Source organism: Bradyrhizobium valentinum (genome assembly GCF_001440405.1).
Lineage (GTDB): Bacteria > Pseudomonadota > Alphaproteobacteria > Rhizobiales > Xanthobacteraceae > Bradyrhizobium > Bradyrhizobium valentinum.
Genome location: NZ_LLXX01000106.1, coordinates 35,192 through 50,381, shown reverse-complemented (window position 1 = coordinate 50,381; position 15,190 = coordinate 35,192). Strand labels below are relative to the sequence as shown.

The 15,190-nt window shown below is 58.4% G+C and carries 13 protein-coding genes and 2 pseudogenes; 10 read left to right on the top strand and 5 right to left on the bottom strand.

Going from position 1 to position 15,190, the window contains the following annotated elements:
- The 4 genes and pseudogenes from CP49_RS46695 to CP49_RS16475 form a co-directional block, all read left to right on the top strand.
- Positions 1-222 (top strand): annotated as a pseudogene (locus tag CP49_RS46695) (tetratricopeptide repeat protein); the annotation flags it as partial.
- 268 nt (positions 223-490) lie between these two features.
- Positions 491-1,204: a Crp/Fnr family transcriptional regulator gene (locus CP49_RS16485; RefSeq protein ID WP_057851268.1), complete on the top strand. Its 714-nt coding sequence runs from the start codon at positions 491-493 to the stop codon at positions 1,202-1,204.
- A gap of 658 nt (positions 1,205-1,862) precedes the next feature.
- Positions 1,863-2,471, top strand: coding sequence for a response regulator transcription factor (locus tag CP49_RS16480; protein WP_057851267.1), 609 nt, complete (start codon positions 1,863-1,865; stop codon positions 2,469-2,471).
- Between the two features lie 121 nt (positions 2,472-2,592).
- Positions 2,593-2,970 (top strand): response regulator transcription factor, encoded by a 378-nt coding sequence (locus CP49_RS16475; protein ID WP_057851273.1) that lies wholly within the window; start codon positions 2,593-2,595, stop codon positions 2,968-2,970.
- A gap of 254 nt (positions 2,971-3,224) precedes the next feature.
- Here CP49_RS16475 and CP49_RS16470 read toward each other — a convergent pair whose 3' ends face one another.
- On the bottom strand, positions 3,225-4,163 hold the full coding sequence (locus tag CP49_RS16470; RefSeq protein ID WP_057851266.1) for a LysR family transcriptional regulator: 939 nt from the start codon (positions 4,161-4,163) through the stop codon (positions 3,225-3,227).
- Between the two features lie 319 nt (positions 4,164-4,482).
- Between CP49_RS16470 and CP49_RS16465 the strand changes: the two genes are divergently transcribed.
- The 4 genes from CP49_RS16465 (at position 4,483) to CP49_RS16450 (ending at position 9,923) form a co-directional block, all read left to right on the top strand.
- Positions 4,483-5,451 (top strand): Bug family tripartite tricarboxylate transporter substrate binding protein, encoded by a 969-nt coding sequence (locus CP49_RS16465; RefSeq protein ID WP_057851265.1) that lies wholly within the window; start codon positions 4,483-4,485, stop codon positions 5,449-5,451.
- A gap of 109 nt (positions 5,452-5,560) precedes the next feature.
- Complete coding sequence (locus tag CP49_RS16460) at positions 5,561-6,364, top strand: class I SAM-dependent methyltransferase (protein ID WP_057851264.1); 804 nt, start codon at positions 5,561-5,563, stop codon at positions 6,362-6,364.
- Positions 6,365-6,945: 581 nt separating this feature from the next.
- Positions 6,946-8,691 carry an adenylate/guanylate cyclase domain-containing protein gene (locus CP49_RS16455; RefSeq protein WP_245310717.1) on the top strand — a complete coding sequence of 582 codons (1,746 nt, stop codon included), beginning with the start codon at positions 6,946-6,948 and terminating at the stop codon, positions 8,689-8,691.
- Between the two features lie 233 nt (positions 8,692-8,924).
- Positions 8,925-9,923 (top strand): ABC transporter substrate-binding protein, encoded by a 999-nt coding sequence (locus CP49_RS16450; protein WP_057851262.1) that lies wholly within the window; start codon positions 8,925-8,927, stop codon positions 9,921-9,923.
- Between the two features lie 379 nt (positions 9,924-10,302).
- Here CP49_RS16450 and CP49_RS16445 read toward each other — a convergent pair whose 3' ends face one another.
- Complete coding sequence (locus tag CP49_RS16445; protein WP_057851261.1) at positions 10,303-10,644, bottom strand: DUF2958 domain-containing protein; 342 nt, start codon at positions 10,642-10,644, stop codon at positions 10,303-10,305.
- Complete coding sequence (locus tag CP49_RS16440; protein WP_156438478.1) at positions 10,641-11,810, bottom strand: PGN_0703 family putative restriction endonuclease; 1,170 nt, start codon at positions 11,808-11,810, stop codon at positions 10,641-10,643. Before CP49_RS16440 ends, CP49_RS16445 begins: the two co-directional genes overlap by 4 nt.
- 262 nt (positions 11,811-12,072) lie before the next feature.
- Here CP49_RS16440 and CP49_RS16430 point away from each other — a divergent pair, with 262 nt between their 5' ends.
- Positions 12,073-12,825 carry a restriction endonuclease subunit S domain-containing protein gene (locus CP49_RS16430; protein WP_057851258.1) on the top strand — a complete coding sequence of 251 codons (753 nt, stop codon included), beginning with the start codon at positions 12,073-12,075 and terminating at the stop codon, positions 12,823-12,825.
- Positions 12,826-12,827: 2 nt separating this feature from the next.
- Positions 12,828-13,700: a type I restriction endonuclease gene (locus CP49_RS16425; RefSeq protein WP_057851257.1), complete on the top strand. Its 873-nt coding sequence runs from the start codon at positions 12,828-12,830 to the stop codon at positions 13,698-13,700.
- A gap of 365 nt (positions 13,701-14,065) precedes the next feature.
- Here the strand turns inward: CP49_RS16425 and CP49_RS16420 are convergent, their stop codons facing one another.
- Together CP49_RS16420 and CP49_RS47390 are read right to left on the bottom strand one after the other, a co-directional pair.
- Positions 14,066-14,281, bottom strand: coding sequence for a helix-turn-helix transcriptional regulator (locus CP49_RS16420; RefSeq protein ID WP_057851256.1), 216 nt, complete (start codon positions 14,279-14,281; stop codon positions 14,066-14,068).
- A 125-nt stretch (positions 14,282-14,406) separates the two neighbouring features.
- Positions 14,407-15,190, bottom strand: a pseudogene (locus CP49_RS47390) (Ti-type conjugative transfer relaxase TraA); the annotation flags it as partial.

Here is a 15,190-nt window from a genome sequence, read left to right as displayed (position 1 = left end):
GCTATCAGGCTACAATCCAAGTTTGTGCCGGCACAATTAATTCTGGCGGCATGCCATGCGATGTCTGGACGGGTTCAGGAAGCACGAGAGGTCTGTGCGCGCGCAATGCAACTTGACCCGACCCTACGCATTTCCGGAATCAAGGACTGGGGGCCAAATCGTCGACCTGAAGATATCGAAAAGTTGGCGCAGGCTTTCCGGATCGCTGGTGTACCGGAATGACCGTTATTGGCACCTTTGAGACATGCCCGCCTATCCTGAGAATGTCCGTTCACCGGGGTAGACCGGAAGTCGCCGTGGTCTGGTGAAACCGACGCGATTGACCCGCGTTGGACATTGAGCAGGACGACGGACGGCTGGTAGCCAGGGGCGACAATATAACCCTCGCTTTATTTCCACTTGAGCATACTGTTCGGACCATTGACGGCAGACAACAGGCGCCGCTGACTGAGAGTTCTTTGCGCTCCCGCCACAACCGTGGGAGCGCAATATGCCACATAATGACAACTTACTTCTCGCATCGCTTTCTCCGGGCGATCTAGCTGCCCTTCAGCCCCACCTAAAGCTCGCGCATTTCGAGCAGGAACAGGTGTTATACGAGGCGGGCGATACGATCGACGCGACCTATTTTCCGACTAGCGCAGTTATTTCTATCGTGGTCACGTTGTCGAGTGGCCAAGTCGTGGAGGCCGCGATGGTCGGCCGAGATGGTGTAATTGGCGCGTCGGCCGCGCTTGATGGCAAGACGGCGCTTAGCCGGGCAGTGATCCAACTGAGCGGCGAGGCAATGGTTTGCAGCTCGGCGGGGCTCAGGGGTGCTGCCATGCAGAGCCAACCCCTTCTTTCACTGCTGATCAGACACGAGCAGACCCTTTATGCTCAGGCGCAGCAATCCACCGCCTGCATGGCGGCGCATCATGTGGACGCCCGCCTTTGCCGCTGGCTGCTCAGGTCGAGAGACTTATCGCAAAGCGATACGCTTTTATTCACGCAAGAGTTCTTAGCGGAGATGCTGGGTGTCAATCGAACAAGCGTGACGGTCGTGGCGCACACACTTCAGCAGGCTGGAATCATCCAATACACCAGAGGTAAGATCCGGATCACCAACCTTGTGGGCCTGCAGGATGCGGCCTGCGAATGCTACGAAGCCGTGAAATCGCAGTATCAGGGCCTGCTCGGTGAGCCAAAACATCAGTCCCTATGACGCAAAAAAAATCGGCACAATGTAGGGAACACCACATAACGGCGCGCGTTTGGCTTTATTGATCGTAGCGAGCCGTTCTCAAGGGCCTTCCTTTTCGTACCGAATGTTATTGTTCGGTAGAGGGAACTGATCAGAAACCCACAATTGTAAGTCCATCGGAGGCTGTCATGGATGGCTCTCGAAGCGAACGCGCGCGTGCACGACACCTTTTGGCTCAAATCGCACCCTTACCCGATGACTCTGAAGTCCAGCGCTTGCGCGAACTATCCATGAATTACATTCGCGAGGCCGAAAAACTCGAAGGAAAATGCGTCACCCCGCGAGAGCCTAGCGAGCAAATCTCCGCAGCCTTAGATGCGATAGCCCGCGATTTTTTTGCCCGCGCCGTTCAAGCGAAGGCGCGAGATGTTGGATAGGTTCGCGTCGGCTCCCTAACTTCCGAGTCTGGCACCTTTGATCATGCCCGCCCATCCTGAGAATGTCCGTTCACCGGGGTAAGACCGCAAGTCGCCGTTCTCCGGCTAAACCGAAGCGAATGCCCCTTTAGGCGACATCAAATGGGTTATCCCATAGATCGGGTCAGCCAGCCTGACAGAACCGCGAAGTTAATGTCGCCTACAATTGCTGATACCGTAAGACCCTTATCCGGGAGAGACTTGTGCAAGGGTGCGTGCATATTGTCGATGACGACGTGTCCCTCCGAACGGCGATGGAACGTCGTTTGACGAAAGCCGGCTACGAGGTCGCCATCTATGCTTCGGCCCAGCACTTGCTGGATCGCTTGCCGAGCGAAAGCGTCCCAAGCTGCCTTCTCCTCGACGTGCGGATACCGGAACTGAGCGGTCCGGAGCTGCAAGAGCGCCTGAGCGAACTCGGTTCGACGCTGCCTATCATATTCCTCAGTGGGCATCCCGATATTCCGGCCACGGTTCGGGCTATCAAGGCGGGTGCCGATGACTTCCTGACCAAGCCTGTATCATCGGATGATCTTCTTCGGGCAATCGAGCGGGCGGTTGCGCATCATGAAGTGGCACGTGGCTTGAAGAGCAAGCTGAACATCGTTCGCGCTCATGTCGCGGCATTGACGCCGCGCGAGCGGGAAGTTTTTTTGCTTGTCATTCGCGGCGACACCAACAAGCAGATCGCCCGCGCGTTAGGCTGTACCGAACGCACCATCAAGGCCCATCGCCACAGGGTGATGGATAAAATGGAGGTTCGGTCCTTGCCGGAACTTGTGTCCCTTGCTGAGCGGATCGGCATTATGTAGGCCGCCAGACAGACGGCCTAGGCGACCCTTTGTAGACTGACGGTTGTCGTGCACGGTCTAGACGGAACAATCTCGTTCGATTCTCTTGAGGCTCCAAGGCGTGTCGGCGGACAGGTCAGCGATGTCGCAAGACCAGAACCTCGTTTTAGTGGTTGACGACGACCCCGGGATGCTAGGGGCTATAAAGCGTCTGCTCCGACAGCATGACTACGAACCCATCCTATTTTCGTCCGCGCAGGCTTTCACAAGCCACGCCGATTTCGAGAAGGCGGTTTGCGTCATACTCGACATCAACCTCAAAGACGGGTCAGGGATCGAGCTGAGGCATCGCCTCAAGGCCGATGGGATTTCCGTGCCGGTTATCTACATAACCGGGAATGAAGACCCTGCCATTCGCCGTGCTGCGCTGGACTCTGACTGCATCGCGTTTCTTACAAAGCCCTTCTCGGCCCAGTCGCTCATTGACCCGATCAAGAAAGCATTGGCCGAGCGTTCATAAGCCCCGTCGCAGCTTCGCTCGCTCGTTGATGGCTTGTTCAAGGTCTGCACCTGCATGTCCGCTATTGGCACATTTGAGACATGCCGACGCGCGGTAGCGATGTCTGTTTATGGGGGCAGAGCGGAAGTCGTCGGTACGCGGCCAAACCGACGCGAATGACCCATATCGGACCATGATGCGTGCTAATGAAGGCAGAACATCGCGCGCGGAGATCAGGGGGAACGGTTAAAACTCGACCGCGAACTTGTCCACGTCTAGCGCGCATGTAGGCCCACGGAACGGCTCGCCTTGGTAGGCTTTGTGATAGGCAAGACAGTGTGCATGTAGCGGGCTAGTTGTTCGCAAAAAGTGACGGCGTAAGGAGGAAGTGGGCGGCGCTTGTCCCAGTGGATCGCAACGCGTTCTCGAATGGGCTTGCCACCATGCGTTATTCGGGCGACGCGCACGTTGTAGCGATCAGTTCGCTGAAGGGATGGGACGATCGCCACACCTTGCCCAGCCTCTGCCAAGGTCAATAGCGTGTGCGATGCGCGGCTCTCCAGCACAATTTTGGGATGGACTTTTGCCAGGCGGCAAGCTGCGTCGAATAGGTGGCGGACGGAATAGCCGGACGGCAACAGGAGCGGGTAGGAGACAAGCTTCTCGATTGTTATGATACCGGCTTTGCCGAGTTCGACGGATGCGGCACCGACAGCCAACACATCGGCGGATTGTAGGACGCGAGTCTCGAAGCGTGAATCAACACCCGCGTCAATTCTGATGCCCACATGAGCTTCGCCGCGCTCAAGCAGGGCGGGCTGCTCAGGGCCAAGGGCCTCAGTCAACTCGACATGCACGTGGGGAAAGCTCTCAGCATATTGCGGTAGAAACCCGGATAGGACGCTCTCGATCGTGTGCGGTGGGGCTAAGACTCTCAGCGCGCCTCTGTCTCCGCGCCGAAGCGCCTCTGCCCGCTCGCGCAAGCTGTTGAGGTCCGTTAGGACGCGCCGACAATCTACGAGGAGCTGCTCACCTTGGGCCGTTAGAACCAACCGGCGTCCTACACGATCAAAGAGACGTAGCTCGAGCTCCTGCTGAAGGTCGTTGATTTGCCGTGACAGCGCCGGCTGCCCAATGCGCAGGTGCACCGCGGCTTTTGACACCGTGCCAAGTTCGGCCACGGCGACAAAGGTTTTCAGGCGCCTGAGATCCATGGTCCCATTCTATTCCGTGGCGGCATGAGTTGCTAGCATAATTATGCATTGGACGATCATCCGGTCCGGCGGCAGTGTTCACACATAAGCTTGGAATGAATGGCTCACGCAGGACACTGACTCCTTCTCGCCGAGCGATCCACTCCAGGTGGGAACCGCACACCGGAGGAGGTGATCCGACCGAACGTCACGCGCCATCACAGGTCGTGTACCTTCAGCGGCGGCGAGCAATCAACCGCCGTCTTGGCCTTGCTGAGCGGTGATGCATTGATCTTTCAACGTGCCCCGAGGCTGAAACCACAAGCGAAGGAGAAAGCCGATGCGCATAAAACAGCTTTTGTTCGCTAGCCTGACATGCGCTGCCGCTTATGCGACGCCCGCGCAAGCGCAGTATCCCGAGCGCGCCATAAAGATCGTCGTCCCGCAAGCTCCCGGCAGCGCCACCGACAGTGGCGCACGCATTCTCGCGCAGGAGCTGTCAAAGGAGCTCGGCCAATCTGTCATCATCGAGAACCGGCCAGGCGGAGCTTTCGTCATCGGCAATGACGCGGTCGCAAAGGCGCAGCCCGACGGCTACACGCTGCTGTTCGCCAGTATCGGTGCGTTCGCGATCGCGCCGCACATGGTCGCCAAGGTACCCTACGATATCGAGCGCGACTTCCAGCCAATCGCGCTAGTCACGACCGGACACCTCCTGCTTGCGGTCGCGCCCTCACTGCCGGTCCACAGCGTCGCCGAACTGATCGGGTACGCCAAGAAAAACCCCGGCAAGCTTTCGAACGCGTCGTCGGGCAGCGGTTCGCCTGGCCATGTCAGCGGCGAGCTGTTCAAATTCATCAGCGGCACCGAGATCGTGCACGTACCCTACAAGGGCGGCACCGCCGCCATCACGGATCTCATTGCGGGACGCGTCGATCTAATATTCGAGAGCCTCACGTCCATCGCGCCGCATGCCCGGCAGAAGGCTATTCGGGCGTTGGGCGTCACCGGTCCGAAGCGTTCGGCCGGCTTCCCCGAGCTGCCGACGATCGCTGAGGCCGGCGTTCCCGGTTATGAAGCGCCGATATGGTTCGGCGTCGCGGCGCCAGCCGGCACGCCTCGCCCGATCGTCGATAAGCTCAACGCCGCCATCAACCGCGCAATCCAATCTGACTTCTTCAAAGCGCGCTATGAGCAAATCGGCGACGGGCCGGCCGGCGGGACGCCGGAGGAGTTCGCGGCCCTCATCAAGAAGGAATCGGCGAAATGGGCCGATGTCGTGAAGCGCTCCGGCGCGAAACTGGACTAGGTGCTTATCACAGGCGGACTGGAACGCCAAAGCGAGTGCGATTGAAGAAGTTGGGCGATGCTCACAGCCAAGAAAGCAGTCCGCCTAAACTACCGGAAAGCGGTGAGCAATGCCCTCGAACTTTGTGGCGCGTGGTCCAGAGGCTTATGACTCTTACATGGGACGGTGGAGCAAACGACTTGCTTCAGATTTTCTTGACTTCGCGGGGCTCGTTGAGGGTGGGGCGGTTCTAGACGTAGGCTGTGGGACCGGAAGCTTGACCTTCGAAATTGCTACCCGGCGCAAAGTCGCATCAATCGATGCTTTGGATTACGAGTCCGATTTCGTGGAGGCGGTAAACACCCGGAAGGGAGCAGCATCGATCAATGTCCGACAGGGCGATGCGATGGCTTTGCCGTACGAGTCGGCTCAATTCGAAATGGCCTTATCTCTTCTGGTTCTTCACTTCGTGCCCGACGCGGTCAGAGCCATTTCTGAGATGGTTCGCGTGGTGAAGCCGGGCGGAGTCGTTGCCGCAGCGGTTTGGGATACCTTCGGAGGAATGCCAAGCCGGCGAATGTTCTGGGACACGGTTGCTGCGATCCATCCGCCGGCGGAGCAGCGAAGGTCAGGTCTACTGATCCGTCCGATGACACGGCCCAATGAGCTGCAGACCGCTTTCCAGCATGCTGGCCTATCGGATGTGGCTGCGACACTCCTGACTATTCGGATGGATTTCGAGAGCTTTGAAGATTTTTGGATCGCTGCTGTTTTCGGCCAGGGGACCCACAGCGAGTTCTTGGCTGGTCTGCCCGAGCCGACACAGCGGCAGATCGAATCAAGCGTCAGGGCAGCTTATCTCGCCGGCCTGCCGGATGGCCCGCGCAGTTTTGCAAGTAGTGCCTGGGCGGTTCGAGGATTTGTAACGCGATGACAAACTAGTGAACGGAAACTCATTGCGGTACTATTCGGTCACTTCTTTTGAGGGGTGGTCGAGCTCATCCTTGACTAGCCACCTTTTAGGCTGTCCCCACGCGAGGTGTGCTGGTCGAATGCCGCAGGACCGGTACATCTGAGGCTACCGAGAACATTCCACCGACATGTCGGCTCCTCGCCCGCAGCTGAGATTCTGCCTCGCGGTGCGATCCGTCTTGGGGTGTGAGCCGATGCCGATGAGGCCTGGGGGGTTCGGCTCGCACGTTGCGGCGCTCGCCCAAAGCAGCCGGCTTGAAGCCAGAGTAAGTCCAATGGTGTAAGTAGGACTGGGCGAATTCGACTGCGTTAGCTCGCATTGGGCAATTCGGCTTGTGGCACGTTTGAGACATGCCGACCTGCACTGACGATGTCCGTTTCCAGCGGAAGACCGGAAGTAGTCGGCCGACAGCCTAAAATGACGCGATTGAACCATCTCGGACATGGGCATAGCCGGACATCGGCCCACAACTGTGCTATTGAACATTCGGTTTTCCCCGAGCCCGGGGGTGCATCTTGAGCAGCGAGCACGTAGAGCGGCGATTGGCGGCTATTCTGGCGGCGGATGTCGTGGGCTCTTGCCGCTTAATAGGGATCGACGAAGAAGGCACGCTGGCGCAACTGAAAGCTCTCAGAAAGACGCTTTTCGATCCCAAAATCGCTCAGCATCACGGACGTATCGTCAAGAATACCGGGGACGGCGCTCTCGTTGAGTTCGCCAGCGTGGTCGACGCCGTGCGATGTGCCGACGACGTCCAACGCGGCGTGGCAGAACAAAATACCGATGTGCCGCAGGACAAGCGGATCGAATTTCGCGTCGGCATTCACCTCGGTGATATTATCATCGCAGACGATGATATCTTTGGTGATGGTGTCAATATTGCAGTGCGTCTCGAAGAGATCGCAGAGCCGGGTGGGATTTGCATTTCCGACGATGCTCACCGGCAGGTTCGGGGCAAGGTTGAGGGTACGTTTGAGGATATGGGATCGCAAAACTTGAAGAATATCGCTGAGCCTATGCGCGTCTGGCGTATTCCAAAAGACAGCGTCTCCGCTTCAGGAATGCCAGCCTATCCATACAGCGGTTACGCTGCGCTCCCTCTACCTGACGGCCCGTCGATAGCAATACTGCCGTTCCAGAATATGAGCGGTGATCCGGATCAGGACTACTTCGCTGATGGCATGGTGGACGAAATTACCACCGCGTTGTCGCGGTTTAAATCTCTATTCGTGATCGCGCGCAATTCGAGTTTTACCTACAAGAGCAAACCTATCGATATCAAGCAAGTCGGGCGCGAACTCGGCGTCCGCTACGTGCTTGAAGGCAGTGTGCGCAAGGCTGCCGGAAAAATCCGCATCATCGGCCAATTGATTGATGCCGCGACCGGGATGCACCTTTGGGCCGATCGATTTGAAGGTGACCTGAGCGATATCTTCGCTCTACAGGATCGGATGACCGAGAGTATCGTATCAGCAATTGCACCAAAAATGTTTCGAGCTGAAATCGATTTGGCCGCGCGCCGGTCGAATGACCTCAGCGCCTACGACCTTTGTCTTCGAGCAAACTCGCATCTCTATTCATGGACCCGGGGCGGATCGGCCGAGGCCCTTCGGCTTGCCTCTCGCGCATTGGAGATCGACCCTCGGTACGGCTATGCTGCGACCCTCGCAGGAAGCTGCCACCTCTCAAATGTGTTTCAGGGATGGGCGGCCGATCCGAAGTCGGAACTTGCGGAAGGGTTGAGGCTTCTCCGGTTGGCACTCAGTATCGACGGGAATGACCATGATGCATTGAGCATACTAGGCTGCGCAACCGCCTTCTTCTTTATCGAGTACGATACTGCGAGGGAGATGGTCGACCGTGCGATCGCCCTTAACCCTAATGCAGCCTTCGCTTGGGAGATGCGAGGTTGGACTTACCAACGAGCGGGGGAGCCTGAAGAGGCGATCCGGAGCTTTGACCGCGCAATTCGACTAAGCCCATTTGACCCGTGGCTATTTGCAAGGTTTACAGGAATTGGCATTGCATACATCGGCGTTGGTCGTTTCGATAAGGCGGTTGCCGCAGCCAAGAACGCTCTCCAGAAGAACCAGAAGTATGGGGCGGCTTACCAGTGCCTCGCGGCAGCTCTCGCGCACCTGGGGCGACATGCAGAAGCTAGGAAGGCGGCGACCCAGATCCTTGAGATTGAGCCCCATTTCCGAATATCTGAATGGGTAGCCTGTACTGGTCAATGGCAGGCTCAGATGTTTATCGACGGTCTCCGCAAAGCAGGACTTCCAGATTGACGCGGCCGTTCAGTCTCGCGGCTCCTGCCATCTTATCGAGTAGGCCGCGACTGAGAGTTCCGCTGTTGGCACCTTTGAGACATGGCGACCGGCACTGACGATGTCCGTTTCTAGCGGAAGACCGGAAGCAGTCGGCCGACAGCCAAAATGACGCGATTGACCCGAAGCGGCCGTCGCAGAAAGGTGCTAGGCTCTCGTCCACCCACAGACGTGATCCTTGTAGGGAGGAACACATGCGACGGCGTGAGTTCATCGCGTTCATGGGTTCAGGAGTCATGCTGCCGCTTAGTGCACGAGCGCAGCAATCGACGAAGGCGTACCGGATCGCGATACTGCATCCATTGTGGCCGGTCGCCGAGCTGACCGAAAGTAGCAGCAATCGGTTCTGGCGCGAGCTTTTCCTGGAAATTCGCCGGCTCGGCTACGTCGAGGGACAGAACCTGGTAATCGAGCGTTATTCCGGCGAGGGTCATGCGGAGATCTATCCTAAGCTCGCCCGCGATATCGTAGCCAGCAATCCCAATCTTGTTGTTGCGTTTACGAATAGGGTGGTGGTGCCTCTCAAAGAGGCAACGTCCACCATACCGATCGTTGCGATGACCGGTGATCCGGTCGATCTTGGCCTTATGCCGAGCATCGCACGGCCGGGCGGGAACATCACGGGCGTCAGCATCGATGCCGGATCGGAGATTTGGGGCAAACGGCTTGAGCTTTTCCGGGAAGTCGTCCCAAAAATATCGAAGCTCGCAATTCTGGGGCTGCGCCAAAGCCCGGAAGTAGCCTTAATGCAGAAGGCGGCAGAGAAAGCGGGCGTAGTAGTCGTTGGGCCCTCCTATCTCGAGGATGCAAGCGAAGCGGAATATCAGCGTGTCTTCGCCTTCATGTCGCAGGAAGGTGCCGACGCGCTCTTCGTCGACACGAGTCCGGAACTCATTACGAAGGCACAACTGATCGGCGAGTTGGCTAAGAAATACCGGTTGCCGGCCATTTATCCATTTCGTTCATATATAGAAGACGGCGGGGGGCTCATTGCCTATGGCGTCGATTTTGTGGAGCTTTTTCACCAGGCCGCTCGTTCCATCGACAAAATCCTCAAGGGTACGAAGCCCGGTGATATTCCCTACTATCGGCCGACGAAATTCGAACTCGTCATCAATCAGAAGGCTGCCAAGGACCTCGGACTAGTAATTCCCGAGTCGTTGCTCGCTCGTGCTGACGAGGTGATTGAATAGTATGCTGTTTTGTTGCGATGAATGAGTCCGGAATTGGCTCATTGCGTCATTTTCGGGCAACGCAACATTTCAGTCTCTTTCGGAGCGAAGCGGACATTGCGCGATGCTTACGCTGCCAAATTTATGTCAGGTGCATTTGTTGAGAAAGAAACTGCTGAATTTCTTTCGACTCCCCTAAAAGATCCGCTCTTGCGGTCGAAGCTCCAAGCATCAGAGTTTTTTGGAAGCGCAATAACCACTTTTTGGAAGGAGGTCCGATCGACCCAACGTTGGTGCTAGAGAGATCAATGCGATACGCGCGATTGAGGTGGGTGGTTTCTACTGGGCCAGCATCTTCGAAAGGGCAGCAAAATCGGTGGCATCGTTATCGCCGACTACGTCAAGCGGTGATACGGCCCGCTGCTCTGGCCTCTGCGGCATAGGCGGATAGCGGTCTGTCCGCGGCGAAGTGCAGGTCGCGCTCGACCGGCAAGCCCAGCTTGCCCCTCAATTCAGTGATTTCGGTGAGACTGACATAGCCAAGCTCGGGAAAGCCGAGGCCCAGGTCGCAGAGGCCGAAGAGGCGATCCGGATCATCCGGATCGCATTCGGTGAGAAGCCAGGTCGCTGCGCCATCGGGCATGAATAGCTTCACCACGGGCCGGTGATCGATGCCCGAAAGAAGGCCGTTCACAAGGAGTTCGACGCGGTCGGCGACTGTCAGGAGCGTGTCGTTCTTCACTGGGACACTCCCTGGACCTTCTGCAACTTGCTCTTCGTTGTTGGCCTGGCCGTCGTTCTCGTTGTGGCCTTTTGAAGCGACGCTTTGCCGTCTGTGGACGAAGGCGGGGAAAGCGGCGCCGTGCCGGTGTGGCTTGGGGGCTTTTCGAGGTATTCGCCCAAGGAGAGATGATAGACGCGTTCGAAGTCGGCATAGCGACTCCACAAGTCACGAGCGATGCCATCGACACCAGCCTCGGCAAGGGCATCGATGAAGCTTTCCAGCGTAAAGGCCTGGAATAGGACGCGGTTGGCATCTTGGTCGTCGGCATCAATCAGTTCAGTTTCGTAAACACGAAAGGCGGCGATCACCCGGCGATTGAGGCGAGGGCCAATGGCGATGAACATGGCCCGTGGGGTGAGGCCTTGGTCGACGGTCAGCTGGGCCAGCATATGTTCACGCCAAAGCTGCTCCAGCGCCAGCGAGCGGAGCATCGGGCTGTCGGGGTCGACGAAGAGGCCGACGGCGCGTGAAGCTTCGTCGTAGCGATCCCGGAGCCTGGCGGCGGGCCCGGCCATGTCTTCGGAGTACTTCACTTCGGCGAAGATCGTCCCGTCTTCCCCTTCCGGGGTGATGACGCGGATGGCGAGGTCAAAGGCAGTGCCGTCATTAAGAAAGCGGTCCTGGCGGCGGCCGGGTGAGTGCTCGAAGATGAAGCCCGTTACTTGATGGACGAAGCCCGGCAGCAGCTGACGCAGGGCGGCCGTGGCGAGGTTGAGGTCGAGGGCCATGGATCCGAACAGATTGAAGACCAGCGGCATGGAGCTGAGGGCATTGCCAAACAGGCGATCTTCGTCGATGGCGGCGCCTTCCTCCCGCATCAGCAACTCGCGACGAACGAAGGCATGGATTTCCGGGGAAAGAAAATTGAGACCGGCCCGGGCCGCGTCGGGGCTGAGGTACGAATGAAGCTCCATGGTGACGGCGTCGTCGCCATAGCCGCGAACGTGGTGGCCGGTGGGGATGCCCCGATCTTTCAGCCACAGACATTGAGGAAGGCGAGCGGCGCGGCGGAAGCGCGTGTCGATTTCGAAGAAGACGTTATTGCGGCGAAGGAGCTCGTCAGGAACAAGCGGTACGCGCGGGAGGGGCGCGGCGCTGGTGAAGGCAATGGGAATCGTTTGCATGAAAATCTCGCGGTGATGATGACACGCGAGATTCAGATAGCGGGTGCGGATGTTTACCGGCTCGGCTTGCTGACTTTAAATCAGCAGCCGAGGTTCAGCCGCAGCTTGGCTTCGGTCAAGCGATAGAGAGAGGTAGCCCGTCAGGCGCCAGCGCGGCCATTGCGGGACGCGCCGATAACGGCCGCACAACGTGGCGTATCGAAGGTAGTGGCCAAACCTACGCGGCTTGGCGCAGTGACCTCATTGGCGATCGAGGTGCCGTATGAATGAGGACGTGGAAACCGCTGACGCCGAGAACCCGAGTGCTTACCCGCCGAGCATTCAGGCGGGAATTCCGAAGCTTGGGTTGACGCCGAAGGGCTGGACACGCTTTCCGCTCGGTGACCTCCTTCGCAAGGTCGAGAGGCCTGCTAAGCTCGTCGATGACGAAACTTACCAACTCGTCACAGCCAAGCGGAGCCGCGGCGGAATAGTTGCCCGAGAGACCCTGAGCGGCAACCAGATCAGAACCAAAACGCAATTCTATGTCGAGGCGGGCGACTTTCTGATCTCGAATAGGCAGATTTCGCACGGGGCCTGCGGCATCGTTCCTGCGATCCTGAATAGGGCCGTTGTCTCGAACGAATATACAGCGTTTCATACCTCCGACGCACTCGATCCACGGTTTTTGAACACCCTCTCGCATTCCGTCTATTTCCAACAGACATGCTTTCATTCAAGCGTCGGCGTGCACGTCGAAAAACTCGTATTCCGGCTGGAGAACTGGCTCGATTGGGAATTCGATATTCCTCCTCTACAATCCGAAACTCAGACGCACGATGGCGCGGATGTCCTCGATCAGATCGGCCGTGGTAAGATCGCACACCTCTTCGTTAGCCTCCACGGGGATCCAAGTAGCAAATCGAATCTGAATATTCGAGCCGGAGTTGATCGGATCGCCGCGTTACGTCCAAAGGCTTTGCCGGCCCTGAAGATCAGTTTCTTCGACGCAGCTTCGGCCAAGGTGTGGGGGTGACAATGTCAGGCTCTCCCCAGTTCACCACCTCAGAGGCGGGCGGCGCGCAGCTTCAAGCGCTGCATACATTGATCAATTGCGGTTGGCGTTATGTCACTCGGGCCGAAGCCGACCAATGGCGCGCCGGGCGGCGGACGCTGCCTTTTCTTGAAACCCTGCTTCGTGCGGATCTAGCGCGCATCAACCGCATCAATGTTGACGGGCGTGCCTATCCGTTTTCCGAAGCGAACATAGACGCTGCGGTGCGGCGGCTGGCCGACCGCATCCCAGAGGGGGTGGTGCGCGCGAATGAGCGGATGACCGACGACTTGATGCTCGGCATTGCATTGCCGCAAACCATTGGTGCGACGTCACGTGAGTGGCCGTTTAAATTTATCGATTGGAGTGATTGGCGTGCCAATACCTTTCAGGTGACCAGTGAATACACGGTCGTCGAACCAGGCGGCCCGACGATTCGTGCTGATCTTGTTCTTTTCATCAATGGCATTCCGCTCGCTGTGATCGAGGTTAAGGTGTTTCATGTCGCCGCCGAGGAGGGCGTGAGCCAGCAGATACGCAATCAGAAGACAGGTGAAGGCGTGCCTGCGCTCTTTTATGCCGCGCAACTTCTGCTGTCCGCCAACAGCTACGACCCACGCTACGGGACGGTGGGAACACCCAGAAAACTCTGGAGCGTCTGGAAGGAACGCGAAGACCCGGCCGGCTTCGCCGAAGAGGTGGTGAACCGCTCGCTCGATACGGTCGAGGGCAAGCGTGTCGCACTCGACTTCGCACCTCACATGAAGCGGCATAACACGCTCAAACCTTCTTCTGGACGCGCAGCCGTATCGCCTACCACAGGATCGCCGCAGCGCTTATCTAATATCCCGCCATGAGCACGCAATGGAACCCGATGCGAGATAATCAAGTCCGGAAAGGCTCGATCAGCGTTCGAACTTTGGCCGTTGTCGCAGCAGCGATCATTCTGGGGATTGCAGCCCTTGCATGGGAGAGCACTACGCATGTTCCCAGCAATCCCGGACCAAGCGGAACACCGGGATCAACGGTGCGAGACCAGACCCCGCCGCCAGCCACCGGTCGCGAGACGACCACAGGAAGAGTGCGCTGACGCCTTCTTAGCCGAACCGGGCAGGCCAGCGTTACAGGTCGCTGGGTCCGACCTACGTGAAGTTGGGCGGCAAGGTCGCTGTTTCGCAGCCGAACGGCGGTAACGGCGCCGAGCCATGTACAACTACAGATCTCACCGGACCTCATCGAGCTCGCGTTTCGGACGCCATGCGACGGGATCGGCAATCCAGCTGACGATGTCGGATTCATGCCAGCCGGTCCCGTTGGTGCTGATTTTGAGCTGGGCCGGGAACGTGCCCTCGGCAATCTTGCGGTAGATGGTGGATCGGGACAGCCCGGTCCGGGCAAGAACGGTTTTGAGGCGGATGATACGCTCCGGTTCGCGCATGGCTGCGCTGCCTCCTACTGGCTGTTTCTGAGAGCTTCTGAGACCAGACAGGACAAGCAGTTGAGCGGGCAAGAGGGTTGTTCGACGCATCGTAGCGTGGCGTAGAGACGGCGGCAGATGGGTGGTCAAATTCCGATACCCCGGCCTCTGCCGATGTCGAGACCGTGAGTGAGGGCCAATTCCTGGCCGAGCCGGCGGCCTGATTCAAATGCGATACCGAGTTCCTGCTTGCGGTTGGCGAGGATGGATTCCAGTTGCGGATCGCGTTCGAGGCGTTTGGCCATGTCGCCCATCGCCGAGCGCGTCGCCTTGTAGCCGGACATGTCTCCGCCCTGATACTGGCGCTGACTGGTCTGGTCGAGCTTCTGCCAACGTTCCACGAAACGGTCGGCGCGGCGGCTCGGATTGGTGCGCAGTTCGGTTTCGAGCTGGAGCGCGCGGATGGCGCGGGTGGAATTGCCCGAAGCGACTTCAAGGGCCAGTTCCGGGTTTTTCTTGTAGGCGGCTTCGGCGTCGTGCGAGCCATAGGGCCGCACCCCCTCGAAGACCTTGCGGGCCTCCTGCAATTCCTTCACCTGCTCGGGGCTCGCCTTGCCGCCCTGCTCCTGCACATCGAAGATCGCATTCACGGCCCGGGCATGACGGATGAGAGCTTTCGTGCGGGCTTTACGCAGCGCCGCTTCAGGCTCTTGCACCACCTTCCTTTCCGGCGCCTCGCGTTGCGGCCCCCGCGCGCTGCCCGGGCCAGGCACCGCTTCGGCAGACGGCCGCAGACCATCGAACATGTTGCGCACCCGCTCGGGCACGACCTTGCGCACAATCTCGGCCACACGCTCGCGGAAGGTGATCCCACGCCGCTCGGCATAGTTTAGGGCCGGATCGGCGCGTTCGTAATCCGAAGCCATGTCT

What these genes read in the sequence shown, in the direction of transcription:
- CP49_RS16485 (WP_057851268.1), top strand. Translation starts at nt 491, where the DNA reads ATGCCACATAATGACAACTTACTTCTCGCATCGCTTTCTCCGGGCGAT.
- CP49_RS16475 (WP_057851273.1), top strand. Translation starts at nt 2,593, where the DNA reads ATGTCGCAAGACCAGAACCTCGTTTTAGTGGTTGACGACGACCCCGGG.
- CP49_RS16470 (WP_057851266.1), bottom strand. Translation starts at nt 4,163, where the DNA reads ATGGATCTCAGGCGCCTGAAAACCTTTGTCGCCGTGGCCGAACTTGGC.
- CP49_RS16465 (WP_057851265.1), top strand. Translation starts at nt 4,483, where the DNA reads ATGCGCATAAAACAGCTTTTGTTCGCTAGCCTGACATGCGCTGCCGCT.
- CP49_RS16460 (WP_057851264.1), top strand. Translation starts at nt 5,561, where the DNA reads ATGCCCTCGAACTTTGTGGCGCGTGGTCCAGAGGCTTATGACTCTTAC.
- CP49_RS16450 (WP_057851262.1), top strand. Translation starts at nt 8,925, where the DNA reads ATGCGACGGCGTGAGTTCATCGCGTTCATGGGTTCAGGAGTCATGCTG.
- CP49_RS16440 (WP_156438478.1), bottom strand. Translation starts at nt 11,810, where the DNA reads ATGCAAACGATTCCCATTGCCTTCACCAGCGCCGCGCCCCTCCCGCGC.
- CP49_RS16430 (WP_057851258.1), top strand. Translation starts at nt 12,073, where the DNA reads ATGAATGAGGACGTGGAAACCGCTGACGCCGAGAACCCGAGTGCTTAC.
- CP49_RS16425 (WP_057851257.1), top strand. Translation starts at nt 12,828, where the DNA reads ATGTCAGGCTCTCCCCAGTTCACCACCTCAGAGGCGGGCGGCGCGCAG.
- CP49_RS16420 (WP_057851256.1), bottom strand. Translation starts at nt 14,281, where the DNA reads ATGCGCGAACCGGAGCGTATCATCCGCCTCAAAACCGTTCTTGCCCGG.